The sequence below is a fragment of the Amycolatopsis albidoflavus genome (assembly GCF_039525725.1).
Taxonomy (GTDB): Bacteria; Actinomycetota; Actinomycetes; order Mycobacteriales; family Pseudonocardiaceae; genus Amycolatopsis; species Amycolatopsis albidoflava.
This window is the reverse complement of the sequence record NZ_BAAAHV010000022.1, coordinates 391,102-417,922: the sequence shown is the minus strand read 5'-3', so window position 1 is coordinate 417,922 and position 26,821 is coordinate 391,102. Positions and strand designations below refer to the sequence as shown.

The following is a 26,821-nucleotide window of genomic DNA, read 5'->3' as shown; positions in this document are numbered from 1 at the left end:
CCGGGACGCCTAGACTTCGGCCATGGTCCAGGGCGAACCGCGCATCCTCGTCGTCGAGGACGCCGACGCGATCCGGCTTTCGCTGGAGGTCGCGTTGCGGGCGGCGGGATTCGCGGTGCGGGCGCTGCCCGACGGCGAACAGCTCGAAGCGGAACTGGCCCGTTTCCGGCCCGATCTGGTCGTGCTCGACGTGCTGTTGCCCGGGCGCGACGGGTTCGCGCTGCTGCGGGTTGTCCGGCGGCACTGCGCGGCGGGGGTCGTGATGCTCACCGCGCGGGACGGCGTCGAGGACCGGCTGCGCGGGCTCGGCGAAGGCGCGGACGACTATCTGGTGAAGCCGTTCGTGCTGGCCGAACTGGTCGCGCGGGTTAACGCGGTGCTGCGGCGGACGGGTCGTGCGCGGCCGGCGGTCGAGGTCGGCGATCTCGTCGTGGACTTGGACGCCGGGCTCGCGCTGTGCGGCGGCGAGCAGGTTGAACTGACGGCCACCGAGTGGAAGCTGCTGGCGTATCTGGCGGTGCATCGCGACCGCGTGGTCGGGAAGGCGCAGATCCTGAGCGCGGTGTGGGGTTACGACGAGTACAGCGCGAATCTCGTCGAGGTGAATGTCAGCACGCTGCGCCGGAAACTCGAAGCGCACGGGCCGCGGCTGCTGCACACGGTGCGCGGGCAAGGCTACGTGCTGCGCGGTGACCGTCCGTGAGCCGGATGAAGACGGGCTCGCTGTACCGCCGGGTCACGGTTTCCTCGCTGCTCGTGCTGATCGCGGTCCTGGCGCTCGTCGGGTTCGTCGTGTTCGCGGTGTTCCGCGCTCAGGCCGAGCAGGACGTGAACCGGGTGCTGGCCGGGCGGGCTCAGCTCGCGCAGCAGCTCGCCCGGCAGAACGTGAGCCCGCGCAGCCTGTTGCGCCGGGTCGAAACGACCGGCGTGCAGGGGCGGCTGGCGTTGCCGGACGGCACGGTCGTCGGGGAACTGGCGCCGCCGGCCGGATCGCGGCTGAAGCAGGTCAAGGCGACGTTGACCGGTCCGGCGCGGATCGACGGCGCGAAGCTGACGTTGATCGCGGACGATTCGATCGTCGCCGGAGCCGAGCAACGGCTCGGAAAGCTGCTGCTGATCACCGGGCTCGCCGCGATCGTCGCGACCGCGCTCCTGCTGCTCGTCGGCGTCCGGCTGGCGCTGACGCCGCTGGACGCGATGACCCGGCTCGCCCGCTCGATCGTGTCCGGCGGGCGGGGCGGCCGGTTGACGCCGACCCGGACGAACACCGAGCTCGGCCGCGCGGCGGAGGCCTTCGACGCGGCACTCGACGCGCTGGAGGGCGCGGAGCAGGCCGCCCGGGCGTCCGAAGAACGGACCCGCCAGTTCGTCGCCGACGCCGCGCACGAGCTGCGGACGCCGATCGCCGGAGTCCAGGCCGCGGCGGAGGCGCTGGTGCAGGCGTCCGGCGACCCGGGGCACGCCGCGCAGCTCCAGCTGCTGCTGGCCCGCGAGGCGCGGCGCGCCGGAAAACTGGTGAGCGACCTGCTGGATCTGGCCCGGCTGGACGCCGGTGCCGAGATCGCCCGCGAGCCGGTCTCGCTGCTCGCGCTGGCCCGTGCGCAAGCTGACCGGATCGCGTTGCTGGCCCCGGAAACCGTTGTCGAAGCGACCGGAATGGACACCGTCGTGCGCGGCGACGCCGACCGGCTCACTCAAATCCTGGCCAACGTCGCCGACAACGCGGTGCGCGCGATGCACGGGCAAGGCAGCCTCACGCTGACCGTCACCGCGGACGGGTGCACGGTGACCGACACCGGGCCCGGCGTCCCCGAATCGGATCGGGAGCGGATCTTCGACCGGCTCGTCCGGCTCGACGACGCCCGCGACCGCGACTCCGGCGGATCCGGCCTCGGTCTGGCCATCGCGCGGGGCTTCGCGCGAGCGCACGGCGGCGACCTCCGGTGCGTCGAAGCTCCGGGCGGTGGCGCGCGGTTCGTCCTGTCCGGATTGGAGCCGGTGCTAGGCGAGTAGGCCCTCCAGCCGGCCGGAATGGCCGGGCAGCACCCGGCCCGGGTCGGTGCCGAGCACCTGCTCCAGCATGGTCGCGTAGACGTCGCGGAAATCGGTGGTTTCCTTCAGATCACCGTCGGCGAGATCGGTCAGGCTCGGCTCGTCGCCGTGGAAGCCGCCGCGAACTCCGTTGCCGAGAACGAAAACCGGACCGGCGGTGCCGTGGTCGGTGCCTTCGCTGGCGTTGGCGACGACCCGGCGGCCGAACTCCGAGTACACGAGCACGACGGCCTGCTTGCCGCGGTCGGTGCGGCCGAGCCGCTGCACGAACGGCGTCAGCGCGCCGTCCAGTTCGGTGAGCAGCCGCTGCTGGGTGCCGCGCTCGTCGGCGTGCGTGTCGAAACCGCCCAGCGACACCGAATACGCGCGCGTCGGCACCCCAGCTTCGATCAGCCCGGCGACGACGTCGAGCTGCGCGGCCAGCGCGCCGTCTTTGTGGCCGCCGGCGGGCTTGTGCGCGCCCTTGGCCGGGTGTCCCGCCGAGCCCAGCACCTGCTCGGCGCGATAGAGGTCCGCGATCGAACGCGCCGCCTTCGCCTGCCAGTAGCCCTCGCCGTTCTGCGCACTCCCGAGTGCTTGAAAAGCCTTGCCCAGCGCGCCTTTCGGCACTGTCAAGCCACCGACCGGCATGGACGCGGCCGCGGTCTGCGCCCCGGCCAGCATCGGCGGCAGAACCGGCTCTACCGACAGCGCGCGCAGCGGGTCGTCGCCGGACGCGTCGAGCCACCGGCCGAGCCAGCCGGTCGGCACCGGCGTGTCCGGCGAAGCGGTCTGCCAGATCGCCATCGAACGGAAGTGGCTGTGGTCCGGCTTCGGGTAGCCGACGCCGCGCACGATCGCCAGCTCCTTGGTGTCCCACAAGCCTTTCAGGCCCTTCAAGCCCGGGTTCAGACCCAGCCCGTCGCCGAGGTCGAGGACGTCCTCGGGCTGGTACGCCAGCTCCGGCCGGGCGTTCTGGTAAGCGCGGTCGCCGGCGGGCACGACGGTGTTGAGGCCGTCGTTGCCGCCGTACAACGTCACGACGACCAGGACGCCGTCCTTCGGGTCGAGCGGAGTCTGCTGGGCCGCGGACATCAGGTGCGTCCAGTCGACCTGGGTGGCACCGGCCGCGAGCGCTCCGGCGGCCGTCACGCCGCTGGCGAACAGGAACCGCCGACGAGTCAGTTTGTTCATGGTCTCCTACCCGCTCACCACGTACTCGGGCGCACACGCGGCGATCGCCGCCAGCTGCCGGGGATCGTTCGCGACTCCGCTGAGACAGTCGCGGGTCCGGTCGGACCACCCGTCGACCCCCAGCAGTTCCCCGATCGCCGCCGGTTTGTCCTGCGCTTTCGCCACCGCGCCAAGATCGGCGTGCTGCGCGACGAGCTGCGCCAGATGCAGCCGGGCGAGCCCGGCCGACGTCGTCAGCCACGCACCACCTGCCGCCCAGCCGCCCACACTTGGCGGCTCGAACGGCACCTGCCCCATCCCCCGCAGCCCGGTCAGCAGCTGGGCGCCGGATTTGGCGTCGAGCGCGGACGGTCGTACCCGGAGCGCGCGCAGCAGGCCGCCGAGCCATTCCACCGGCTGTTTGACCAGAGACGTCGCCGAGTCGTGAAATGCGTCCTCTTTGACCAGCGCGGTCAGCAGAGACCGGATGTCTCGGCCCGGTCCGTATGCCGCCACCAGCCGGGCCAGCGTGTCCGCCGTCGGCGGCGTCGCGGAGACGAGCCGGAACCAGAGCCGCCCGACCACGAACGGCGCCGAGGACGGCCGGGACAGCACGAGGTCGACGAACGAGCCGGCGTCGAAGTTCGCGGTCTGGCCGAGAACGGTCTTCGGCGTCGAGTCGTGACGGCGCGCGGCCAGATGAGCGACCGGGTTCTCGCGGGTCGCGGTCCAGCCGGTGAGGGCACGCGCGGCTTCCCGGACATCGGTCTCGGTGTAGTTGCCGACGCCGAGGGCGAACAGCTCCATGAACTCGCGCGCGAGATTCTCGTTCGGCTTGCCGGCTTTGTTGCTGTTGCCGTCGAGCCACAGCAGCATCGCCGGGTCGACGATCATCGCGTGCGCGAGCTGGGTGAAGCTGCCCATGCCGAGCGTCCGCAGGGTCTGATTCTGCGCGAGCATCAGGCGCGGGCTGCGCACCTTCTGCTCGCTGGTCGCGAAATGCCCGTGCCAGAACCAGGTCAGCCGCTCGACCACCGGACGGTCGGCCGCCGCGATCCGGTCCAGCCACCACAGCGCCGCCTGCGTGACTTGCCCCTGAAGTTGTTGCGCGGCTTGCTGTTTCGCCGTCTTGTCCGCTTTCGCGGGCCGCGGGGGCGGCGACCCGACGTCCGGAAGCGGGGTCGCCTCCGCACCCGCGTCCGGCCCAGCGGCCAGCAGCCGCGCCATGGTCGCGGACAACCCGGCGTCGAGATCTCCCGGCCGGGGCCCGAACCCCAGCCGATCGTGCAGCCGCCGCACCGCCGCGCGCTCGGAAATGACCGCCATGCCCCGATCTTCGGGACACCCGAGGCGAATGGCCAGCAGCCGGGGACTTCCTTAAGGGAACCCACAGCTCCAGCCGCTTCGACGCGAGACCGCCTGTCATGCGGCCGGGGCTCCCGTCCTGTCGACACGACGCGGGTGTCTTCCTTCGCCGCCAGCGGTGAGCCCGCGCGAGGGAACTTCCGACGCTCCACCCGTACTTCCTCGTCAAGTGGCGCGAAAATCTCGTCGTCGGAGTGGGCGCGGGTCAGCAGCAGCCGCAGTGGTGCCTGCCAAAGCCGAGGTTACGGCTGCGGAACCGCCGCCAGCGTCCGCAACCGCATCTCCGCGCGGTGACCACAGGTGACTACGCCACGGCGACAACGCTGCTAAGTGGTCAGGCTGGCAGCTTGGCCAGCCCGGCGGGAAGCTGGTGGACACCTCCACCGGGCACGCCGGCACCGCCTCAATAACTCGCCTCGGTCAACAGGGCCTGGGCGGACCGGCGAAACGCGGCCACCAGGTGTGCGCTTTCCCCGGCGCGGGTGGCGAGCACCACCTGACACGGCTCGACCCCGTGCAGCGGGATCGCGGTCAGGTCCGGCCGGGTGCCCTCGGCGCGCAACCCGGCGGGCAGGATGGCGACCACCTGCCCGGACGCGATCAGTTCCAATGCGTCCTCGAGGTGACCGACCAGCGGCCCGTCGGGTGCCGGCGTGCCGTCGGGACGGGGGTCGACACGCCAGAACGCGTCCCACTCGGCAGCGGGCAACCTCGGTACAGGCTCCGTCGCGATGTCGTCGAGAGTGACTGATTCCCGGCCGGCCAGCCGGTGGAACCGGGCGACGAGCAGCACCCGGGGCTCGTCGTGCAGGACGGTAACCCGCAGTCCGTCGGTGGCGAACGGCAGCCGAGTCACGACCGCGTCCACGCGGTGGCCGAACAGGGCCGTCCGCACCTCCGCCAGCTCCAGGTGCAGTGTGTGTACCTCGGCCTCGGTGTGATGGCGGCGCAGGTGCCGTACCGCCGGAGTAATGATCAGCCCGCGCGTATGGCCGACGGTGAGCCGGCTTGGCACTGCGGCCGCACGGGCGTCCGCCACAGCCCTTGCGGCGACCGACAGCAGTTGCCTGGCGTGGGGCAGGAACGCGGCCCCGGCGGGCGTCAGGCGGGTGCCCTGCCGGTCGCGGTCGAGCAGCCGGGCTCCGACACGCTGCTCAAGGGTCCGGATCTGGCGGCTCAGGGTCGGCTGGGTGATGTGCAGCAGTGCCGCGGCACGGGCGAAGTGCTGCTGCTCGGCGACCACCGTGAAGTAACGGACCAGTCGGAGTTCGAACTCGACCGGCGGAACCGCGTTGGCTGTGCCCACAACACCGCAAGATAGCCCACTCGCGGCCCGTGATGCCTGGAACGCATCACGGGATGCGAAACAAGCCTTGGACGCGCCCCCTGGGCAGCGTGGAATGTGGGTACCGGCGAGGAGGACGCCATGCGACCGCGATAACCGCCGAGATGTTCCGAATCGAGTGACGGGGAAACATTGGTATCCATTGCCAGCGTGCCTTCCCCCGCTCTTTTCGGGGCTTCCGGAGCTTTATCGCCACGTCGGCTGATCGCGTCGTCGTTCTCTGTGAAAGCCGTTGCCAGGACGGCTTTGGTGAAGCGGGATGACGGGATCGGGGCGAATTGATTCCCGCCATGCACGACAACCGCTTTGTCAGAACCGAGGTGGAGTGAAATCATGATCGAGTACCACGAGACCGTCGTCGTCGGCGGGGGTTTCGGCGGAATCTGCGCGGCGCACGGACTTCTGGAGGAAGGCCGGGGCGACTTCGTCATCCTCGAGCGCGCCGGAGAATTGGGCGGCGTCTGGCGGGACAACCGCTACCCCAATGCGGCCTGCGACGTCCCGGCACATTTCTACAGCCTCTCGTTCGCGCCGAACCCGACGTGGACGCGCAGCTACGCGCCGTGGGACGAGATCCTCGCCTATATCAACAAAGTGGCCGACGATCTGGGAGTCCGGGACCGCGTCCGGTTCAACACCACGCTGGTGTCGGCGAGCTGGGATGAACTCACCGGGGTGTGGAACCTGCGCACCGCCGAAGGAGCATCGCTGTCGTGCCGGTTCCTGATCATGGCAAGCGGTTCGCTCAGCACCCCTCGCATTCCTGATCTTCCGGGGCGCGAGACGTTTCGCGGCGAGGTGATCCACACGGCGGAATGGGACGAGCGAGTCTCCCTGGAAGGTCGGCGCGTGGTGGTCGTCGGTGCGAGCGCCAGTGCCGCGCAGGTTCTCCCTTACGCCGTCGACGTGGCCGAGAGCGTGCTGGCGGTGATCCGCACTCCGCCTTATGTGATGCCGAAGGACGAACAGTTCTACGACCCCGAGGCGCAGGCACGATTCCGCGACGAACCGGAGCGGATGGAAGCTATCCGCCTCGACGCCGAACACAGGTTCAACGTCGAGGCGGAAACACAGGCGGTCATGGACGAGACCCAGCTCGCCAAGGTCGAAGGACAATGGCGTGCCTACCTGGAGTCGGTGATCGCCGATGCCGGCCTGCGCGAGCTCCTGACACCGTCGTACCGGTTCGGCTGTCGCCGGCCGGTCCTCTCCAGCACGTTCTACCCCGCCCTCGCCGACCGCAGAACCACCGTCTGGTCGGCCGGGATCTCGGCGATGACCGCGACCGGCGTCGTGACCGCCGACGGGCGCGAATGGGACGCCGACGTGGTCGTTCTCGCGACCGGCTTCACCGCGACCGACATGTACGCCGGGATCGAGTTCCGCGGTGAATCCGCGCGGTCGCTAAAGGCGGATGCGTGGCGCGAAGCGCCGAATGCGTACAAGGGCACCGTCGTCGCGGGGTTCCCCAACCTCTTCCTCGTGACCGGTCCGCACACCCAGGCGAGCGGGTCCATCATCGCGGTCATCGAGGCGCAAATGAAGATGATCATGCAATACATTCAGCTGGTCGACGAGAGCGGCGCCGTCTCCGTCCAGCCGTCGCGAAGGGCTCAGCAGAGCTTCAACAACTGGGTCGACAGCGCGATGGCAGAGTCCGTCTGGGAGGCCGGTGCGTGCCACAGCTGGTATCGCCTGGGCATGGCGGGCAAGGTCGTGACCAAATGGCCCGGAAACCTCGCGAGCTTCCAGAAAATGACCAGCACGGTCGACCTGGGAGATCTCGTGCTGAAGCCGGGCAGGCCCGGGGAAGCGGGACACTTGTCGACCTGGCATGACGTGCGGTGCGGGAACGACACGGGCACCCTGTAGGACGACGTCCCGCCCGACGCTCAGTCCGGCGACGCAGGACCACGCGTCGACGCAGCCGCACGGGCTCAACAACGAAGTGGCTAATTTCGTGAACACAGGCAGCCTGCCGAAGACGGCGAAGCGGGCCTCGGCTATGTGACTTGAGGCCCACTTCGTGCATATGCCTGCTGAATGCCGGGACCGAACACGACGTCGGTGACCGTGGCCAATTCGCATCCGTTGGCCGCAGATGCAGCAGGGGTACGGCGGTTAGCGCCGAGCCGGAGCATCCGGAATCTGGCTCGCAGGTGCCAGTGGGGCGCCGAGCCAGGTCTGCAGTGCCTTGTCCAGCGAGTCCCGGTCGGGTTCGCCTGCCCAGGCGACGTACCCGTCGGGTCGTACGAACATGGCCGCCGGAGCGTCGTCGGTCAGCGGGGCCGTGGCGATCGTCCGCATGCGGTCGCGGTACGGGGCGACGAGGTCGTGCCGCGCGCCGGTGGGGTCCAGCAGGAGCGCCCTGCCGTCGTGCATGTGGTCGGCGAGCCGGGACCCGTCAGCCAGCTCGTAGTCGGGCGCGCTGACACCAATCAAAGGATTGTCGCCGGAGAGGTCGTATCGCTGACCGATGCCCGAGATCTTCTTCGCGAAGTACGTGGCACCGTCCACGGTTCGCGCCAGGTCGGCCACCACCTCGCGCAGCGCACGGGCATGGGGCTCCGGGCGCATCACCGCGATCTGGGCACGTGTCCAGTCCAGCACCCAGGCGCCGAGGGGATGCCGCTCGGCGGTGTAGGTGTCCAGCAGTCCGGCCGGTGCCGTCCCGCGCACGGTGGCGGCGAGCTTCCAACCGAGGTTCATCGCGTCGCCCACGCTCAGGTTGAGCCCCTGTCCGCCGAACGGAGGGTGCACGTGGGCCGCGTCGCCGGCGAGCAGCACTCGCCCCTGCCGGTAGGTCGTGGCTTGACGGGTGTTGTCGGTGAACCGGGTCAGGCTCGTGATCCCGGTGACCGTGGCGTCGGCGCCGGTCACGTGGCGGATGGCTGCCTGCAGGTCCTCGGCGGTCGCCGGGGTGTCGCGGTCGGCCGGTGCGCCGTCGAACGCGACCGTGGTGATTCGCCCGCGCGGCGGGTCGTTGAGGTAGACGCCGGTGTCGGTCGCGTGCCAGCCGACACCGAGGTCCTCCACGCCGATGATGTCGGCGACCCCGTGGTAGCCGGTGATTTCCGGGTCGGTGCCGGGAAAGTCGAACCCGGCGAGCTTGCGCACGGTGCTGCGGCCGCCGTCGCAGCCGACGAGCCATCCGCACCGGATCGACCCGTTGTCAGTCGCGACCGTCACCCCGTCGGCGTCCTGCTCGAAACCAGTCACCTCCACCCCGCGGCGAACTTCCACGCCGAGCCCGGCGGCGCGGTCGGCGAGGATCGCCTCGACCTGTTTCTGGTGGACCAGGTCGACCATGTCCGGGGGATAGAGCCCAGCCAGGTCCGGGTCGGACTCGTCCAGCATCTCGTCGCCGAGCATGATCGCCGCGAAATGTCCGGAGAACCTGGGCAGCGCGTTCGTGCCGTCCGAGCGGCGGCTGGAAAGGTAGGAGACGGTCCAGTCCGTCTCCTGCTGGGCTTGCCGCAGCACGGGAAGCAGGCCGCGCCGGTAGAACGCCTCGATATTGGGCCGGTTGAGGGTTCCTGCCTTGAGAATCGGATTGACCTCGGTCAACCGTTCCAGCACGATCACCGAGGCGCCGCCGGCTCGCAACTCACCGGCGAGCATCAACCCCGCGGGACCGGCCCCGGCGACCACCACGTCGCAGTCGACCGGACGCTCAGCCGCACGGGATCGCGGGGAGCCGGCACTGGATGGCGTGGTCATGGTTGTACCTCCCAATGGATCGAGTGGCCAAGTCGTCAGGACCCGGCCTGGTTGTCTGACCGGCGGGCGGTTTCGATCAACCGCTGGATGATCGGTCGGGCCACATTCATCGCCAGCCGAAGCGAGGCGTCGTCCTCGGGGGAAAGCGTCGCCAGCAACTCCGCCAGGCGGTCACGGCGATCGCGGAGACGGGTGGCCACCAGGGTGCGGCCGGCGTCGCTGAGCGCGATGAGCGACGCCCTCCCGTCCTGCGGGTCCCTGACTCGCGCTACCAGCCCCTGCCGCTCCAGGCGCTGCACCAACTGGCTCGTCGAGGGCTGACTGGAACCTTCCACCGCCGCCAGTTCCGTCAGCCGCGTCGGGCCGTCCCGGTAGAGCCTGCCGAGGCACATGATCGCGGTGAACGACAAGCTTCCGTGGTCGGCCAGATGCCGGATCATCAGGCGGACAACCTCGTCGAAAGCCTCCGTGACGCCATCCCGCCCCTGATCGCGCTCCAGCTCACCCATGACCCATTTATATCATGAGATGATGTAACTCGCCTCCAAACTCGACGACCACTGCCCGTTTCGACACTATTTTACCTTTTATAGCTTGATTTTCCTGAGTGGCGCTCGTCCGCGAGCCCACAGTCCTTCAGATATTTATATAATTTCATTATGTGAACATGAACCAGTCCGGGTCGGCGAGACACGCGGAGGCACGCCCGACTACACGGCAACCACCGGGACCTGACCGGACAGCGCGGGCACGGTCGAGGCCGTCCGGGTGACGGGGATGCAGGTTCGGGACGGGATAGCCGACTCCTTCTCGCAGTCGGGTGCCGTCCGAGGAAGCGCCGACCGAGAAAATCAGGCGCGTGGAACGTAGCCGGCAACCGAAAACCCCGGAAATCGCCACGCCGCCCACCTGATCCTTGCCCACCTTATTCCGCGACCGAGCTTTTATGCGCCCGCGTTTCCCCCTGCCGCGATACTGCTGCAGCGAGCGAGGCAGTCCTCAACCCGCTCGACGACGCACCCCGAAATGGACAACCGACGCCCGCCCCTCGCTCGGAGCGATTCCAGAATCACGATCGCGCGTCACCCAAAATCGCACAATGCGTTTGGTTTTCATGTTTCGGTCATCGTTCGCGTGAAGCGGGAGCAATCGCGCGGAGCGACCTTCCTGCCATGCTAGGATCGATTCAGAGAACATCCACTGACCGTCGAGGCGCTCCATCAGCGCAGTCCCCCAGCCCGAACGGGAATCGTGCCCCGATCGGGCTAATTCGGCATAGTTCCGGGAGACCCCCGGACATGCGGACGTGTCTCGCCGGGACGAGCGGAATTCCACGAACAGGTTCCGCTGCACCCCTGAATTCCCCTGCTTTCCCACCGCGCTGACGCGCGGAATTTTTTCGCGCGAACCACCCGACGACCGAAAGGAATACCGAGATGAGCACCAGTTCGTCCGCTCCTTGTGCGCGGACACTCGTTCAGCGCACCTTGACCCACCTGGCCCAGCCCGCCGACCTCAACCACCAGGGAGACGTCGCCGGCGCGGTTATTTTCCGGCTGATCGACCACGCGGCCTGGCTCGCGACCCTCGAATACAGCAACGGGCCGACGGCGACCCGCGCGGTGAAGCGGCTGGAATTCCTGAACCCCGTGCGCGAGGGCGGTTTGCTGCACGCCTGCGCGCAGATCGAGCGGGTCAACAACACCTCCATCGAAGTCCGCACCACTGTGACCGCTACCTATTGGTCAGGCTGGGCCGACGACCCCGAGGACCTCGCGGCTCCGCCGACCCCGGTGGCTTCCGCGGAGCTGGTGTTCGTGGCGATCGACGTCACCGGAACCCCGCGAGCCGCGACCCCGGTGCCGGGGACCAGGCCGTCGTCGGAGAACCTGTACCTGCACCAGGCCGCGGCTTCCGGCTATCGCCGCGCCAGCCCGTAACTTCTTCGGCATTCCGCGAGAAACCCGGTACTGAGAGCAGCGTCAGCAACCGTGGTCGTCGCGGACCGAGCGGGCTAGCGGCGAGCCGAGTGCATGCCGCTAGCCCGCTTCGCGCTGCCTGCGGCGAAACGGAACCGGCGACCTGAATCGGCGGCGTCGGGGGAAACTTCGCCGCACGCCGGTCCCCGGCGACTGGCCCGCAGACCGATTCGGCGGAGACAGCGCGACCGGCCGCCTCCGCGGACTGCGGCCGGTTCGCAGTGCACACGCGGCCAGAACGTCTTGGCATGTCGCGCGACCACGGGTGCCGCGGCATGTCAAGACGGAGAAACTGCGGTACCGCTGTTCTCCGGACCGCGGTAGCGCCAGGACTGTCCGGTACCGATTCGATCGCGGCACTCCGCGCCACCGACCAACGGCGGTTGTCCCGCTCTGACCAGCGCTATAGGAATAGCCCGTTCACTGGCGAAATACCCAAAAGGGGCAACCATATGAGACGACTCCGCTACGCGGTGGTGATCCCGGCGATCGCCGGCACCTTGCTGGCCGGGTTCACGCCCGCCTTCGCGGGCCAGGAGGCCGCTGGGGGCAAGCAGCCGCCGAACCCGACCGGCATCCCCGCGCAGTACGCGAGCCAAAAGCTGGACTGGCACACGTGCGCGGTCCCCTCCGAGCTGCCGACTCCCCCGCCCGAGGGCGCTAAGGACATGGAGTGCGCGACCTACAGGACGCCGCGCAACTGGTACCAGCCGAACGCCCAGATCGACCTGACCATCGCGGTCAGCCGGCTGAAGGCGACCAAGAACGCGACAGCCACCGTCGTCACCAACCCGGGCGGCCCGGGTGCTCCCGGGCGCAACTTCCCGGCGCGGCTGCGCAACCAGGCCAAGCTGCGAGAGCACCAGGAGATCGTCGGATTCGACCCGCGCGGCACGGGCAAGAGCACCAACATCACCTGCGGCGGCGCCATCGGCACCGGCTCGGACCTCGACCCGCGCGACCGCAGCAAGCAGAACCTGAACCTGATCCTCCAGGCGACGAAATACGCGGCGCTGTCCTGCCAGCAGAATTCCGGCGAACTGGGCCCGCTGATCAACACCGACCAGACGGTCAAGGACATCGACCTGCTGCGCGTGCTGCTCGGCCGCGACAAGATCAACTGGGTCGGCTATTCGGCGGGCACCTGGATGGGCGCGCACTACGCCCAGGCCTTCCCCGCGCACACCGGCCGGTTCGTCCTCGACTCCGCGACTGAGTTCACCACGACCTGGCAGAAGTCGTTCGACGCGCAGCCGCTCGGTTTCGAGCGCCGCTGGCGGCAGGACTTCCTGCCGTGGATGGCGAACTACGACAAGCTCTACCACTTCGGCGCCACCGGCGAGGCGGCCCGCCAGACCTACGAGCAGGTCCGGTACGCCCTGACCCAGAACGCGGTCACCCTGCCGGACGGCTCGCACGTGTCGGCCAACGGTCTCGACTCGTTCATCGCGGCGCAGATCTACTCGAAGCGCGCTTTCCCGGGGCTGGCCGACTACCTGGTCAACGTCCGCGCGCTGACCCAAGGCACGACTTCGGCCCAGGACAAGGCATCGGCCGCGCAGCGGGTCAAGGCCGCCGACAAGAGCACCACGACCTCCGGCCCGCAGCCGCTGATGGTGCCTGCCGACGGTGACTCCTACGACGCGTCGTTCTGGACGATCCCGTGCAACGAAGGCCCGTGGACCGGCTCGACCCAGAGCGCCGTCAAACAGTCGCAGAAACTGATCGACCGGCAACTGCCGCTGCTCGGCGCCGGCTGGTTCATCCAGCCGTGCCTGTTCTGGAAGAACACCCCGGCCCCGCTGCCGGTGCTCAACGGCAAGGGCGTTCCGCCGGTGCTGATCGTCGAGTCGGAGCACGACCCGGCGACGCCGATCGAGGGCGCGCGCCGCGCGCACAACGCGTTCGACAACTCGCGGATGCTGACCATCACCGGAGAAGGCGACCACGGCATCTACGCCGGCGGCAACGCGGGCGTGGACAAGGTCGTGGAGGCCTACCTGGTCGACGGCGTCGTGCCGAATGACCAGAACCTCCCCGGCATGCCGCTCCCGGTGCCCCCGGGAGCCTGACGCCTTTGCCTTCGCGGCCTTGCGGAATCGGCGTTGTCGGCCGGGCAGCGGACCCCGCTGCCCGACCGACGCGCTGTGCGGCCAAGCTGGAGGTATCGGTCGCTGCGGCGGCAATGATCAAGTTCGCCGCGAATGCGGTACCTGATCGTGTTTTCGCTTGACGCGTTGCCAGCGGCCGAACGTCGCCAGCGACTCGTGGACAGCGTGGCCGGTAATGGAGCTGAGTGATGCTCTCGTCGATCCCGGCGACTTCCGGAAATCCCGTGGATGGAGTGTCGTCGTTCCGCCGAGCAGTTGGATGCCAGAAATCGCGGCGTCGGCCCAGAACGGAGTCCGAGCGGCCCGACGCTCCGCCGTGCCGAGGAGGAACACGTCACGCGCAAAGCGGCGCACGCCGCGTAGACAGACAACCGCGGGTCCGGACTCGCCACCGCGACCCAGCACAGGACTCCGCACGCCACGGGGAAGCCCACGGCTGCCGCCATCCACATCAGCGGCCGCCACGGCCCGGCGACCGCATGGCGGATGACCGCATTGCCCGTCACGGTCCCGACCTGCACGACGGTGCGGGCGTTGCCGTGATAGGTGCTGGTCACTCGCGACTGCGGGTTGTGTTGAGCCAACTTGCCCCTCACGACCCGTTCTGCGCGATCTTCTCGTGAGCCGCCCCGGCTCTACCTGCCCGGTACCGCAACCGGCGTGACTCAACGAGCGAAAGGCCCTGCACCGACGGCGCACCTGCGCAGGTTGCGCTGTCGCCAAAGGCACGCAGGGCATGACGATCTGCCCCAACGCGACGGCACCAGCCGATCGTAGCTCGCGCAAGACACGCTCTTTGGCTACCAGCACAGAGGGGCGAGTCCAGCGGTCGTCGTGCATCGTCAGCTGCCGGTGGCCGCTTGCGGCCAGCTTGAGTGGTTGAGGTATTCCAGGCCCGGGGAGAACCGCGGCTCAGCGCGACGACGTGCCGAGCCGCGGCCGCCACGGCTACTTCTTGTTCTCTTTGTTCCGCAGCTGGGCTTTTCTGTTCCAGTAGACCACGCTGCAGATCCACGTTCCCACCAGCGCTACGAGGACAATCGCCCCGAACACGGGCGGGTACACGCCTGTGCTCCACAGGAATCCGGTCGAGAAAATGAGGATTCCCAGCAGGGAGTGGCTCACCGCTTCTCTCCAGCCGACCAGTTCACGTCGCACGTGTCGATCGAACCGCTCGCTTTTGCCTTCCATGGTCACCTCGCTCGTCATGCCTAACATACGAAAACGCTCGCCAATCCGATGCCGAGCCCCATCCCGCCGATGAAGAACTGCGCGCCCGGGATGAGCAGGCCCAGACCGAAGACACCGGCGCCAGAGCCCCAGGCTCCGGCACTGCATACCCTCGATTCCGACCAGTACTTGTCTTCGTCCTTGTGGTCGTGGTGGGAGCTGCTGAGGATTTGCTGCACATAGGTGCATCCCAGGTTGAGGGGTATGTTGCAGTCGGGGTTGGTGATCATGCCGGGCCCGCACAGCATGGTGGTGTACCAGGCCGCGACGGGTCCCTTGCCTTGGAGACAGCCGGCCGGCAGCGGGCCCGCGCCGCCGTAGCCTCCGGCCGCGCCGCCACCGCCGGCGGGCGGGTTTGGCGGGTGGGCGATGGCCTCCCTGAGCGCCTGGCTGGCCTCGTGGGCCGCTTGTGCGGCGTCCTTTCCCGCAGCGATCGCGCTGGAGTAAGCCGCACGGGAAGCTGCATAGGCGCCGCGGGCGGCGGAGCTGGCACGTGCGGCGGAGGCGTTGGCCTTCGTGGCAGAGGTGGCCGCGGCGCGTGCGGCCTGGACCGCAGTGGTTTCTGCCCGGCGTGCGGTCGCGGCGGATTGCGCGGCGTGCTGGGCGGAATCCTGGGCTTGCTGGGCGAATCGCTGTGCGGTCCCAGAACTCGATCGTCGACCTGACACTGCCTCAGGCCCTGGATGCACGCGTCAAGCGACGAATCGACATATCGGGCGGGATCAACCGCGCCAAGATCGACTGCGGCCAAACGCAGCGCCGACCCACGGCTTCGAACTGCCACCCGGCAACCGCGGCGGACCACCGGCGAACCCGACAGCCGACCGCTTGGACGACCGTCAAAATCGACACCAAACCGCCCCTGCTTACGGGCAGCAAAAAAGCCCAGGTCTAAGACCTGGGCTTTGCTCCCCCGCTTGGACTCGAACCAAGAACCCTCCGGTTAACAGCCGAATGCTCTGCCAGTTGAGCTACAGGGGATCGTGCTTCGCCGGTCCGGATCTCTCCGGGCTGACAGGAAGAACTTTAGCCCATGCCGTTCCGCCCTCGCACAGGGGGGTGGGTCTTCGGCCCGGCGCCGGGGGCCCCGCACGGAAGGCGGTTGTGTTGGACAATGGACAGTCGGAAGTCCTGCTGACGAGAGGTGTGTCCGCCGATGAAGAAGTTCCTGCTGGGCGTGGGCCTGGGGTACGTGCTGGGCACCAAGGCCGGCCGGGGACGGTACGAGCAGATCGTGCGCACCTACCGCAAACTGGCCGACCATCCGATGGTCCAGGGCGCGGCGGGGGTGGCGCGGGCGAAGCTCGGCGAGAAGTTCGGGCGCGGGAACGGCTGAGCCAGCACCCGGCGAAACCCCAGCTCAGGACGGCTTTTGCCAGGTGAGCGAGTACCGGCGCAGCACGTGCCGCCGGTATCGCGCTCCTGGCAGCAACCGTTGCGCGGCCGTCCGCACCTCGCGGTAGCTCATCCGCGGCTGCATCGCCGGCATGCCGTCCGGGCCGTGTGCTCGGCGCAGCACCTTCACGATGCGCACGATCGGCGCGGCCGCGATCGTCGCCGCCCGGTCCGTCATGCTCGCGTCGCGGGCCAGGCCGACGACCACCAGCGCGCCGCCTGGGCGCAGCAGGTCTCGCATTCGGGCGAGGGCACTTTCGAAATCCAGGTGGTGGATGGTGGCGACGGAGCAGATGAAGTCGTAGGCGCCGAGGTCAGCGGAGAGAAAGTCGCCCTCGACGAAGGTGTCAGAGGACAGCGAACGGGCCTGAGCGGCCATCTCCGGCGATTTGTCGATCCCGGTGACCGACGGCACCGCCTCAGCCAGCTTCCGTACCAGCAGGCCGTCTCCGCAGCCGACGTCCAGCGCGGTCGCGCATCCGGCGGGCACGGCGCGGAGGATGCCCGGATGGCGGGCGACGTTCGTGTTCCAGTAGGCCATCAGTCCGGGATCTTCGCGACGAAGAAGATCCGCCGGAATTCGAACCAGGTCGTGCCGTCCGGGCGGGGCGGGTAGGCCTCGTCCAGGAGCGGGGCCAGGTCGTCCTGAAACGAGGCCCAGTCTTCGTCGCCCAGCGCCGCGCGGATGGGGCGGAGCGCGGTGCCGGTGATCCACTCCAGGACAGCTCGCGGGCCGGAAAGTTGTTGTACGTACGTGGTTTCCCAGGCGTCGACCAGGCATCCGGCGTCGGCGAGGAGGTCCGCGTAGTCGCGGGGTTCGCCGACGGCGTCCTCGGCTCGCAGCGACACCGACGACAGCCGCGAAGCCCACGTCGGAGAAGCCGCAAGCTGACGGCTGATGGCGTGCGAAGGGGCGGAGAAGTTGCCGGGGACCTGCACCGCGAGCACCGCTCCGGCCGGGAGTTCCGTGGCCCAGCGGCGCAGCAGGTCCTCGTGGCCGGGCACCCATTGCAGGACCGCGTTCGAGACGACCACATCCGTGTCCGGCTTCGGCGTCCACGACCGGACGTCGCCGACCTCGGCGGCCACCCCGCGTTCGCGGGCCGCGGCGACCATCTCCGGCGAGCTGTCCATCGCCTCCAGGACCGCGTCCGGCCAGCGGAGCGCCAGGTCGAGGGTCAGCGTGCCGGGGCCGCAGCCCAGGTCGGCCACTCGACGGGGCGAAGCCGCCGAGATTCGCCCGATCAGGTCGTAGAACGGCCGGCCACGCAGGTCGGAGTAGTCAAGGTACTTCGCCGGATCCCACACGAGCAGCCTCCCGCCGAGTAACAGTACAGCCGTACTGAGTACGAGCGTACTGCTACTCGGCGCGGTTGGCCAGCTTCTCCGCGACCTCTGCCGCGACCGCCTCGACCAGCGCCGGATCGGTGCCCGGGTCGGGGCGGACTTGCAGTTCCACGCCGTCGCGGCCGGGGACCTTGCGCTGGACGAACCACGCGCCGCCCTCGGGGAACTCGTGCCGGTGCCGTCCGCGCACCGAGCCGTCGACCCGCAGACGCACCTGCTGCGGCACCTTTCCCGGCTGCGGCAGCCGGAACCGCACCGGCTCGCGGTCGGCCAGCACCGCGACCGCCCCCGTCCGCCCGGTCTCCTCCGATTCGGTCAGCGTGAACACGCCCTCGCCCCAGGTCGCCTTGCCCACCAAGTGCCAGCCGACCCGCCGCGTCGCGCCCTCGCCGGTCGGGATCCACAGGCCCAGCGACGTCACGACCAGGTGCCCGCCGCCCTCGACCGCCGCCGCGGCGACCGGGTCCTCGCCCTGGTCCAGCTTGCCGGGAAACCCCGCGGGCAGCCCGCCGCCGAAGAACCGGTTCAGCAGTCCCACGTCACTCCCACCCGCTCGCCGCCTGCTCGCGCAGCGACTTCCGGTACTGCTCCAGCGCCACCAGGTCGCCGAACAGCGCGCGGTAGTCGTCCGGGGCCTCGACCGGCGACAGCCGCTGCAGCTTCGACTTGATCTCGCCGATCTGCCTGCCGACGAGGTTCTCCTGCACGCCCGCGAGCACGCCGGAGATGTAGCGCGAGTCCACTTCCCCCAAGGCGCGCAACGGTTCCACCGCCAGTTCGCTGAGCACCCGGCGGACCGTCCCTTCCGGACAGTGCGCCGACGCGGCGTCCAGCAGCGCGGGCCCGGTGAGCCCGGACGCCGCCCCGCCCGCCTTCAGCACGGCCAGGTGCACCGCGATGTACACCGGATGCGTGAACGCCTCTTCCGGCAGCGAGTCGTACTCCGGACCCGCGATCGCGGGTTGCTGCAGCGCGGCCTTGAGCGCCTCGCGCTGTCCGACGAACCTCGGGTCGTTCGGCGCGGGACGCGGCAGGTCCTGCTTCTCCGGTTCGGGCGCCGGGGTTTCCTGCCGCGACGCACCCCGCCGCAGCTGCGGTTCGGCCGGACCGCGCCGGGACGCCGCTCCGGCCGCGCCGCGCACCCGGTTGACCACCTGCGCGACGTCCTGCCAGCCGACCCACCAGGCGAGCTTGGAGGCGTAACCGTCCCGGCTCGCCCGGTCCTTGATCGCGGCGACCATCGGCACGGTCTTCTGCAGCGCGGAAACCTGGCCGTCGACCGAATCCAGGTCGAACTGCTTGAGCATGCTCTTGATCACGAATTCGAACAGCGGCGTGCGACGGGCCACCAGGTCCCGTACCGCGGTGTCGCCCTTCGCGATGCGCAGCTCGCACGGGTCCATCCCGTCCGGCGCGACCGCGATGTAGGTCTGCCCGGCGAACGTCTGGTCGCCCTCGAACGCCTTCAGCGCGGCCTTCTGCCCCGCCTCGTCGCCGTCGAAGGTGAAGATGACCTCGCCGCGGAAGGCGTCGTCGTCCATCATCAGCCGGCGCAGGACCTTCATGTGGTCCTCGCCGAACGCGGTGCCCGAGGACGCGACCGCCGTCGGCACGCCCGCCGCGTGCATCGCCATCACGTCGGTGTAGCCCTCGACCACCACGACCTGGTGCCGTTTCGCGATCTCGCGTTTGGCCTGGTCGAGGCCGAACATGACCTGCGACTTCTTGTAGATCTGCGTTTCGGAGGTGTTGAGGTACTTCGCCGAGATCCGGTCGTCGTCGAAAAGCCGCCGCGCGCCGAAGCCGACCACGTCGTTGCCGACGTCGCGGATCGGCCACACCAGCCGCCGGTGGAACCGGTCCATCGGGCCGCGCTGGCCCTCCTTCGACAGCCCGGACGCGAGCAGCTCCTTCACCTCGAACCCGCGGTTGAGCAGGTGCTTGGTGAGCTTGTCCCAGCCGCCGGGCGCGAAGCCGCAGCCGAACTGCTTGGCCGCCGCGGCGTCGAAACCTCGCTCGGACAGGAAGTCCCGCGCCGCCCGCGCCTCGTCGGTGACCAGCTGCTCGATATAGAACTCGGACGCCGCGCGGTGCGCCTCGATCAGCCGGGACCGGGTGCCCCGGTCGCGCTGCACCGACGCGCCGCCGCCCTCGTAGGTCAGCCGGATGCCGACCCGGTCGGCGAGCCGCTCGACCGCCTCCACGAACGACACGAGGTCGATCTTCTGAATGAACTTGATGACGTCGCCGCCCTCGCCACAGCCGAAGCAGTGGAAGGTCCCGTGAGTGGGGCGCACGTTGAACGACGGGGTCTTCTCGTTGTGGAACGGGCACAGGCCCTTCAGGCTGCCCCCGCCTGCCCGCCGCAGCGCGACGTACTCCCCCACGACCTCGTCGATCCGGTTGCGCTCACGCACCTCCGCGATATCGCTCTCCCGAATCCGTCCTGCCACGGGAACCACAATAGTTCTCCCTCCCCCCGCGCCGTGCGGCACACTCGGGGACATGAGCACACCGACCGCGCTCGAGGAGTTCGCCGCCGAGTTCGACGCCCACCGGCCGCACCTGATCGCCGCGGCCTACCGGCTCACCGGCACCCGCGCGGACGCCGAGGACGCGACGCAGGAGGCCTGGCTGCGGCTGTCCGGGCTCGACGACGCGGGCCGCGCCGGGATCCGCGATCTGCGCGGCTGGCTGACCGCCGTGGTCGGCCGGATCTGCCTCGACCGGCTGCGGTCGGCGGCGGTGCAACGCGAGAAGTACGTGGGCGAATGGCTGCCCGAGCCGATCGTGACGCCGTTCGGCGTGCCCGCGAGCGAGGATCCGCTGGAAGCCGCGGTACGCGACGACGGCCTGCGCATGGCCGCGATGGTGGTGCTCGACCGGCTCAATCCGGAGCAGCGCGTGGCGTTCGTGCTGCACGACGCGTTCGCGGTGCCGTTCGCGGAGATCGCCGACGTCCTGGGCTGCAGCCCGGCCGCCGCGCGCCAGCACGCCTCCCGCGGCCGCCGCGCGGTCGAGGACTCCGACCCGCCCGCCCGGCTCGAGCTGGCGGAGCAGCAGCCGGTGCTGGAGAAATTCGTGGTCGCGCTGCTGGCGGGCGACATCCGCGCGGTCACCGAACTGCTGCACCCGGACGTGGTCATGATCGGCGATTCCAACGGCCGCTCGCGCACCAGCCGCCGCATGATCGTCGGACAGGACAAGGTCGCCCGCTTCGTGCTCGGCGTACTGGCGAAGTACGCGCCGGGCACGATGGAGAACGGGCGGCCGGTGCTCGTCAACGGCGACCTCGGCCTGTGGCTGCCGCAACTGCCCGCGGTCGACGGCTACCTCGCCCTGGACGAGCGCGTGCAGACGTTCAGCGTGCGCGACGGCCGCATCGTCGGCCTTTACGACCAGGTCAACCCGGAGAAGCTCACCCGCATCACCCGGCCGGAGCAGTAGTCCGTGAAGGGCTCCTTGAGGGAATCTGATTCCCTCAAGGAGCCCTTCACGGGCCTCCCGGGGTCACGGGATCGGGACTCGGCAGGCGTCGCCCGAGGTGAAGCCCTGGTCGACGATGCCGAGCGCGCTGTTCATCCGCGCCCGCGAGTTCTCCAGGCCGATCTGATACGTCAGCTCGACCACGCCCTTCTCGCCGAATTCGGCCACCAGCTCGGCGATCTGCTCGTCGGTGACCGTGACGGCCGGGCCGGACATCGCGTCCGCGAGCGCGAGCGCCAGCCGCTCCTGGCGGGTGAACAGCGGCGACGTCGCGTACTCGTCGATGTGCTTGAGCCGGTCGATGTCGAGGCCGTCGTGCCGCTGCAGCATGGTGCCGAAGTCGACGCACCACGAGCAGCCGATCTGCGTCGCGACGCGGTACACGGCCAGTTCCCGCACATTGGCGGGCAGGTGCTTCGACGCTTTCTCCGCCATCAGTTCGTGCGCGATGCTGGTCCGCAGCAGCCCGCGGTGGTGCGCCACGACGGCCATCGGCTCCGGCACCGCGCCGTATCGCTTCCCGGCGATCCGGTAGAAGAGCTTCAGCACCGGGCCGCTGTCCGTGGCTCGTTTGACCGGGATACGAGGCATGTCGGGTCCTCCTTCTGAGTGGTTCGAGGGAGGAACGGGACAGCCGCGCGAGATGTGACAGCGTCAGCGGTGACCGGTGATCGGGCGCACATCCCAGACCCACACGCCGTCCACGTACTGCCCGGGTTTGCGCAGCAGAAGGTCGACGGTGGCGCGGTAGGCGTCGCTGTGCTCGCGCGGGATCAGCACGAGCACGCTGGCGTTCCAGTAGCGCAGGTCCTCGATCGCCTGGTTCCGGTCGGCGTCGGTGACCTCCTGCGCCTGCTTGGAGTCGCGGACCCGGTCGAACAGCGTCGAGGTCGGCCGCTGGTAGGAGCCGTAGCGGCCGCGTTTGTCGTTCGGACCCTGCGGGCCGACGAAGTAGCCCTCGGGCATCGCGTACTGCAGGCCGGCGTCCATCTGCCAGTGCAGCGGCTCCGACTCCCCCGAGCTCGGCAGCGGCACCGGCACCACGGTCCCGCCGGGCGCGACGTACATCTGCCAGGTGCCGTCGGCGAAGAACGCGGGCGTCGGCGGGCGTTTCTGCACGAGCAGCTGGGTCGGCGCGATCGGCAGCAGCACGGCCGCGACCGCGCCGATCCAGATCAGCCGCACCGGCAGCTTCAGCTCGCCCTTTCCGGCCGCGGTGAACACGCGATCAGTCGCGATCGCGAGCAGCGCGCCGATCGCGGGCACGCACGCCATCGCCAGCCGCGATTCCAGCAGCGATTCGAACAACGGCAGGTCCGCCAGCAGCTTCCACGGACCGGGCACGCCGGTGTTCTCGTGCAGCACGGTGATCTCGGAGCCGAGCGAAAGCCAGGCCATCAGGAACATCGAGATCGCCAGCGACCGCGCCACGACCTCGCGCCACAGCCACGCCGTGATCACGACCATCAGCACGATCAGCGGCCAGCCGAAGAACGCGTTCTCCTCGGTGCGGTTCAGCGACACCGCGGCCGCCGCCTCCGGCTGCCCGGACACCGATTGCGTCGCGAACCGGGTCATCGCGGCGGTGTCGTTGCCGACCTGGCCGTGTTCGAGCCCGGTGTAGCTGTCCGGGCCGAAGAACTGCCACCACAACGGGAACGCGACGACCACCAGCGTCAGCACCACCGCGATGCCGCCGCCGAGCAGCACCGGCCGCACCATCGCCTTGATCTCGCGACGCCGCGAAGCGCAGTAGGAAACCGCGAAGATCAGGAAGCCGAGCGCGAAGATCAGCAGCGGCTCTTCGCCGAGGAAAATCTGGTACGCGGTGAGCACGCCGAGCCAGATCCCGTTGCGCACCGGGCGGTTGCCCTGCGCCAGCTGGATCACCTTGAGCGCGATGAACGGCAGCAGGAACCACGCGACGAAGTTCGGATGCGCGTTGGCGTGCGAGATCATCGGCGGCGCGAATCCGGCGAACGCGCCGCCGATCGCCGCGGACACCCGGTGCCGCACGAGGTGCCGCGAGAACACCCAGTACCAGGCCGCCGCGCTGCCGGCGAGGCTGCCGGTGAGCGCGATCGCCCAGGTGGCCGTCGGGCCGAACACGAGCGTGATCGGGGTGAGCGGGATGCCCAGGCCCAGCATGGCCGTGTTGGCCATCATGTTCACGCCGAGCGGGTAGTTCTGCAGGCCGCTGGTGAGCGGGTTTTCCAGGTGCTGCACCGATTTCGCGGTGACCGCGAAGAACCATTCCCACAGGTTCTGGTCCGACGCGCTGTTCCACAGGTAGCCCTGGCCGAGGTCGGCCCACAGGCCGCCGAACAGCAGCACCGAGAACGCCAGGTACGCGCCGATGATCCCGGCGTCGGCCCAGGACCGGCGCATCCGCGGTTCGGCGGCGGTGACCGCGGTGGCGCCGGGTTCGCGAGGCGGTGCTTCGGGTTTCGCTTCGGGGTTTGCTTCGGGCCGGAACACGCTCACGCGGGGCGCACCACCCGGGCGAAGAAGTACACCGCGCCGGTTTCGGCGTGGCGCACCAGCAGCAGGAACGGCCGGTCGACCCGGACTTCGAGCGGGTCGCCGGAGATGAGCGACAGAGTGCGCATCTGGATCGCGGTGGCGGCGGCGCCCTCGAGGCCTTGTTCGTCCAGCCGGAGCACGGCCTGGTGCAGGATGCTGTCCACCCACAGCGGACGGTCCGGCGTGAGACCGGTGAGGTCCGCGTCGTCGGTGAACAGCTCGCGGACGCCGAGGCCCTGCAACGCCCGTTCGAGGTCCGCGCGCGCGTCGAGGGAGATCTTGGGCAGTGAGAGCTGGATCTTCTGCTGCTTCGGGCTTTCCAGCAGCCCGCGCAACGCTTGCGTGTCTAGCGCTGCTTCGGCGCTGTCGAGGTCGCCGTCCGGCAGCAGGATCACCGTCTCGACGCCGCCCTCGGCCGTCAGCCGGACGACCTGCCAGCCGTTTTCGTGCGCGTAGCCGACGGATTCGTCCAAGTGCATCGTCGGCACCTGGCGTACGCCGTCGGGGGTGTGGAAGTCCTTGTCCGCGGTGGCGTGCTCCGGGAAGGGGTGCCGCCAGGCGGTTTTCAGGTAGAGCGCGTTGACCAGGCTGGCACGTGTGTCCGGATGGATCGCGCCTTCGGGCAGCAGCTCCGGGATCAGCCCGTGAGTGGTCTGGTCCACGTCGGCGTTGATCCGCTCGCGCGAGCCCTCGGGGTCGGTCGCGAACGGCGCGGTCTCGGCTTTGCCGCCGGGCCAGCGCACGAGCTCGGCCTGGAAGCTGTCCTCGACGGTGATCAGGTCCGAGGCCCAAAGCGTGTTCGCGACGGCCAGCTGGGCCTTGTCGCCCAGCTCGGCCGCGGCGTGGAGCAGCCCGCTCTGGTCACGGCCGAGCACGGCGGCCAGTTCTTCCGCGGTGCGTCCGCGCGCGGCCTGTTCGGCTAGACCGAGCGCGCTCGCCGCCGAGTAGGGCGAGAGGCACGCGTCGGTTCCCGGGGGCGCGGTCGCACCGTGCAACGCCAGGGTGAAGGTGAGGTGGCTGTCCAGGGCCATGCGGCGACCGTACCGGAACGGGTGGTTCCGCGGCTCACGGTTCGGCAGGCGGCGCCGTTCCGTGCCGTCCGGTGTGCCATCGATGCCATTCGTAGGCCTGCGCGTCCGTGAGCGACGCCACCTGGTCCACCACCACCCGCAACCGCGCCGCGTCGTCCGATGCTGCGTCCCACGCCGGCACCAGCAGCGGGTCCAACGCCTCGGGCGCGCGCCGGCACAGCGCGGCCACCAGCTCGGTGATCAGCTCGCGCTGCCCGTCCTGCATCGCCAGCCGTCGGCGATCGCTCATCACGTACCGCAGCGCCAGCGCCTTGAGCAGCGCCACCTCCGCCCCGACCTGCTCCGGCACCGCGAGCCGCGCCGCGTACCGGGTGAGCGGGCCCTCGCCGTAGCCGGCTCGGGTGCCGGTGACCGCGGCCGAGGCGAACCGGCCGACGAGTTCGCTGGTGAGCCGCTTGAGCGCGACCTGGGCGCGCAGCGAACCGTCCGGCTCCGTGCGCACCAGCTCGGCGACCACCGGCAGGTCGAGCAGTTCCTTCGCCGCACCCTCCAAAGTGGACACCGACAGTGTGGAGAAATGCCGGGAAGCGGCCTCGGCGACCGCCGCGCGTTCCTCCGGATCGGCCAGCAGCCGCAACCGGATCCGGCCGGCCAGCACCCCGTCCTCGACGTCGTGCACCGAGTAGGCCACGTCGTCCGCCCAGTCCATGATCTGCGCTTCCAGGCACCGGCGAAGGCCCGGCGCGCCCTCGCGGATCCAGCCGAACACCGTCGTGTCGTCCGGGTACACGCCGTATTTCGGCTCTCCCGACCGGCGCGGCCACGGGTATTTCGTGGCGGCGTCGAGACACGCCCGGGTGAGGTTGAGCCCGGCCGTCGCGCCGTCCGGGCCGACCGCCTTGGGCTCCAGCCTCGTGAGGATGCGCAGCGTCTGCGCGTTGCCCTCGAACCCGCCGCACGCCTGCGCCGCCTGGTCGAGCGCGCGTTCGCCGTTGTGGCCGAACGGCGGGTGCCCGATGTCGTGCGCCAGCCCCGCGGTGTCGACCAGATCCGGGTCCGCACCCAGTTCCTCGGCGATGCCGCGGCCGATCTGCGCGACCTCCAGCGAATGTGTGAGCCGGGTCCGCGGCGCGCCGCTGACCTCCGCGCCCTCGCCAGGGCCGACCACCTGGGTTTTGCCCGCCAGCCTGCGCAGCGCGGCGGAATGCAGCACCCGCGCGCGGTCGCGGGCGAACGCGCTGCGCCCGTCCGGCCGCGCGCCGGACAGCGCCGCGCCCTTGGGTTCCTCGGCCAGCACGCGGGCGCGGTCGTGCTCGCGGTAGCCGTCACTCACCCCGTCAGCTTAGGCGCGGGGACCGACAATTCAGCCCATCGTCGTGCCGAACAGGTCGTCCGCGGGCGACTTGGTCAGCTCGTAGAACAGCAGTGCGCCGGTTTCGCGGAAGATGTAGCGGACCTGCGTCGACCGCTCCTGCACGATCGGCCCGCTGTGCGTCGGTGCGGTCCACGCCTCCAGGCCGAGGTCCTCGGACATCGTCCGCGACCGGTAGGAGTGCCACGGATCGCTGACCAGCACCACCGAACGCCAGCCGTGCGCCTTCACCTGATCGGCTACCGCGCGGAGGCTGCGCAGGGTGTCATTGCCCTCGCCGACCGGCAGCGTCGCGGCTTGCGGCACGCCGTGTTTGATCAGCCACCGCGCACCCGCCGTCGCCTCGGTGAAGTTGTCGCGGGTCTTCTTGCCGCCAGCGGTGATGACGGTTTTCGAGACGCCCTCGGCGTACAGCTGACGCGCCTTCTCCAGCCGGGCGGTGAAGATTTCGGAGGGCTTGCCGTTGTACTGCGCGGCGCCCAGCACGACGATCGCGTCCGCCGGCGTCCGGTCGTTCTCGCGCGCGACCTGCCACACGCGGAACGCGGTGCCGCCGACGACCGCGACGAGGGCCAGCACCGCACCGAAAACGATGCGGCGCACCCAGTTTCCCGCGGTGGGACCAGTCCACGCATCCATGGCGGACATCCTCGCAGAGCCGCTCCCGGGTGCCGGGAAGGCGCCCCGATGCCACTCTGAGTATGTCCCGAGAC

23 protein-coding genes and 1 tRNA gene are annotated in these 26,821 nt (G+C 69.7%); 7 read left to right on the top strand and 17 right to left on the bottom strand.

Annotated features, from left to right (window positions below):
* Positions 1-22: 22 nt before the first annotated feature.
* Together ABD156_RS35085 and ABD156_RS35080 are read left to right on the top strand one after the other, a co-directional pair.
* A complete protein-coding gene (locus ABD156_RS35085) occupies positions 23-703 on the top strand; it encodes a response regulator transcription factor (RefSeq protein ID WP_344284079.1) in 681 nt (226 codons plus the stop codon).
* Between the two features lie 5 nt (positions 704-708).
* Positions 709-2,013, top strand: coding sequence for a sensor histidine kinase (locus ABD156_RS35080; protein WP_344285320.1), 1,305 nt, complete (start codon positions 709-711; stop codon positions 2,011-2,013).
* Here the strand turns inward: ABD156_RS35080 and ABD156_RS35075 are convergent.
* The 3 genes from ABD156_RS35075 to ABD156_RS35065 all read right to left on the bottom strand — a co-directional run bounded on the left by ABD156_RS35075 (position 2,002) and on the right by ABD156_RS35065 (position 5,875).
* Positions 2,002-3,225: a DUF1501 domain-containing protein gene (locus tag ABD156_RS35075; RefSeq protein WP_344284076.1), complete on the bottom strand. Its 1,224-nt coding sequence runs from the start codon at positions 3,223-3,225 to the stop codon at positions 2,002-2,004. The two genes, ABD156_RS35080 and ABD156_RS35075, sit on opposite strands and share 12 nt — an antisense overlap.
* Positions 3,226-3,231: 6 nt before the next feature.
* Complete coding sequence (locus ABD156_RS35070) at positions 3,232-4,530, bottom strand: DUF1800 domain-containing protein (RefSeq protein WP_344284073.1); 1,299 nt, start codon at positions 4,528-4,530, stop codon at positions 3,232-3,234.
* A gap of 442 nt (positions 4,531-4,972) precedes the next feature.
* Positions 4,973-5,875, bottom strand: coding sequence for a LysR family transcriptional regulator (locus ABD156_RS35065; RefSeq protein ID WP_344284071.1), 903 nt, complete (start codon positions 5,873-5,875; stop codon positions 4,973-4,975).
* A 372-nt stretch (positions 5,876-6,247) separates the two neighbouring features.
* Here ABD156_RS35065 and ABD156_RS35060 point away from each other — a divergent pair, with 372 nt between their 5' ends.
* Positions 6,248-7,786, top strand: coding sequence for a flavin-containing monooxygenase (locus tag ABD156_RS35060; protein WP_344284069.1), 1,539 nt, complete (start codon positions 6,248-6,250; stop codon positions 7,784-7,786).
* A 249-nt stretch (positions 7,787-8,035) separates the two neighbouring features.
* On the opposite strand, the gene ABD156_RS35055 is transcribed toward ABD156_RS35060, so the two are convergent.
* Together ABD156_RS35055 and ABD156_RS35050 are read right to left on the bottom strand one after the other, a co-directional pair.
* Positions 8,036-9,634, bottom strand: coding sequence for an FAD-dependent oxidoreductase (locus ABD156_RS35055; RefSeq protein ID WP_344284066.1), 1,599 nt, complete (start codon positions 9,632-9,634; stop codon positions 8,036-8,038).
* 35 nt (positions 9,635-9,669) lie between these two features.
* Complete coding sequence (locus tag ABD156_RS35050; protein WP_344284063.1) at positions 9,670-10,143, bottom strand: MarR family winged helix-turn-helix transcriptional regulator; 474 nt, start codon at positions 10,141-10,143, stop codon at positions 9,670-9,672.
* A 927-nt stretch (positions 10,144-11,070) separates the two neighbouring features.
* On the opposite strand from ABD156_RS35050, the gene ABD156_RS35045 reads away from it, so the two are divergent.
* The gene (locus ABD156_RS35045; protein ID WP_344284061.1) at positions 11,071-11,574 is read left to right on the top strand and encodes an acyl-CoA thioesterase; all 504 of its coding nucleotides are present in this window, start codon (positions 11,071-11,073) and stop codon (positions 11,572-11,574) included.
* A 491-nt stretch (positions 11,575-12,065) separates the two neighbouring features.
* Positions 12,066-13,685 carry an alpha/beta hydrolase gene (locus tag ABD156_RS35040; protein WP_344284058.1) on the top strand — a complete coding sequence of 540 codons (1,620 nt, stop codon included), beginning with the start codon at positions 12,066-12,068 and terminating at the stop codon, positions 13,683-13,685.
* Between the two features lie 987 nt (positions 13,686-14,672).
* On the opposite strand, the gene ABD156_RS35035 is transcribed toward ABD156_RS35040, so the two are convergent.
* The 3 genes from ABD156_RS35035 to ABD156_RS35025 all read right to left on the bottom strand — a co-directional run bounded on the left by ABD156_RS35035 (position 14,673) and on the right by ABD156_RS35025 (position 15,935).
* Positions 14,673-14,933, bottom strand: a complete 261-nt coding sequence (locus ABD156_RS35035; RefSeq protein ID WP_344284055.1) for a hypothetical protein — start codon at positions 14,931-14,933, stop codon at positions 14,673-14,675.
* 2 nt (positions 14,934-14,935) lie between these two features.
* The gene (locus tag ABD156_RS35030; RefSeq protein WP_344284052.1) at positions 14,936-15,622 is read right to left on the bottom strand and encodes a hypothetical protein; all 687 of its coding nucleotides are present in this window, start codon (positions 15,620-15,622) and stop codon (positions 14,936-14,938) included.
* A 240-nt stretch (positions 15,623-15,862) separates the two neighbouring features.
* A tRNA-Asn gene (locus ABD156_RS35025) sits at positions 15,863-15,935 on the bottom strand.
* 175 nt (positions 15,936-16,110) lie between these two features.
* Here ABD156_RS35025 and ABD156_RS35020 point away from each other — a divergent pair.
* Entirely contained in the window at positions 16,111-16,290 is a 180-nt protein-coding gene (locus ABD156_RS35020; RefSeq protein WP_067586600.1) for a hypothetical protein, read from the top strand.
* A 24-nt stretch (positions 16,291-16,314) separates the two neighbouring features.
* On the opposite strand, the gene ABD156_RS35015 is transcribed toward ABD156_RS35020, so the two are convergent.
* From ABD156_RS35015 to dnaG, 4 genes are read right to left on the bottom strand one after another with little or no spacing between them, the layout of a single operon-like run.
* Entirely contained in the window at positions 16,315-16,890 is a 576-nt protein-coding gene (locus ABD156_RS35015) for a class I SAM-dependent methyltransferase (RefSeq protein ID WP_344284045.1), read from the bottom strand.
* Positions 16,890-17,657 carry a trans-aconitate 2-methyltransferase gene (locus ABD156_RS35010; protein ID WP_344284042.1) on the bottom strand — a complete coding sequence of 256 codons (768 nt, stop codon included), beginning with the start codon at positions 17,655-17,657 and terminating at the stop codon, positions 16,890-16,892. Before ABD156_RS35010 ends, ABD156_RS35015 begins: the two co-directional genes overlap by 1 nt.
* 52 nt (positions 17,658-17,709) lie before the next feature.
* Positions 17,710-18,234, bottom strand: a complete 525-nt coding sequence (locus ABD156_RS35005; RefSeq protein ID WP_344284039.1) for a hypothetical protein — start codon at positions 18,232-18,234, stop codon at positions 17,710-17,712.
* Position 18,235: 1 nt separating this feature from the next.
* Entirely contained in the window at positions 18,236-20,203 is a 1,968-nt protein-coding gene (gene dnaG, locus ABD156_RS35000; RefSeq protein ID WP_425546121.1) for a DNA primase, read from the bottom strand.
* Between dnaG and ABD156_RS34995 the strand changes: the two genes are divergently transcribed.
* On the top strand, positions 20,202-21,143 hold the full coding sequence (locus tag ABD156_RS34995; protein WP_344284033.1) for a sigma-70 family RNA polymerase sigma factor: 942 nt from the start codon (positions 20,202-20,204) through the stop codon (positions 21,141-21,143). The genes dnaG and ABD156_RS34995 overlap by 2 nt on opposite strands.
* A 63-nt stretch (positions 21,144-21,206) precedes the next feature.
* Here ABD156_RS34995 and ABD156_RS34990 read toward each other — a convergent pair whose 3' ends face one another.
* The 5 genes from ABD156_RS34990 to ABD156_RS34970 all read right to left on the bottom strand — a co-directional run bounded on the left by ABD156_RS34990 (position 21,207) and on the right by ABD156_RS34970 (position 26,747).
* Entirely contained in the window at positions 21,207-21,773 is a 567-nt protein-coding gene (locus ABD156_RS34990; RefSeq protein WP_344284030.1) for a carboxymuconolactone decarboxylase family protein, read from the bottom strand.
* A 63-nt stretch (positions 21,774-21,836) separates the two neighbouring features.
* On the bottom strand, positions 21,837-23,570 hold the full coding sequence (locus tag ABD156_RS34985) for a glycosyl transferase (protein WP_344285317.1): 1,734 nt from the start codon (positions 23,568-23,570) through the stop codon (positions 21,837-21,839).
* Positions 23,571-23,662: 92 nt separating this feature from the next.
* A complete protein-coding gene (locus tag ABD156_RS34980; protein WP_344284028.1) occupies positions 23,663-24,736 on the bottom strand; it encodes a serpin family protein in 1,074 nt (357 codons plus the stop codon).
* A 34-nt stretch (positions 24,737-24,770) separates the two neighbouring features.
* Entirely contained in the window at positions 24,771-26,069 is a 1,299-nt protein-coding gene (locus tag ABD156_RS34975) for a deoxyguanosinetriphosphate triphosphohydrolase (protein ID WP_344284025.1), read from the bottom strand.
* 30 nt (positions 26,070-26,099) lie between these two features.
* Complete coding sequence (locus ABD156_RS34970) at positions 26,100-26,747, bottom strand: YdcF family protein (RefSeq protein ID WP_377927146.1); 648 nt, start codon at positions 26,745-26,747, stop codon at positions 26,100-26,102.
* Positions 26,748-26,821: the final 74 nt, after the last annotated feature.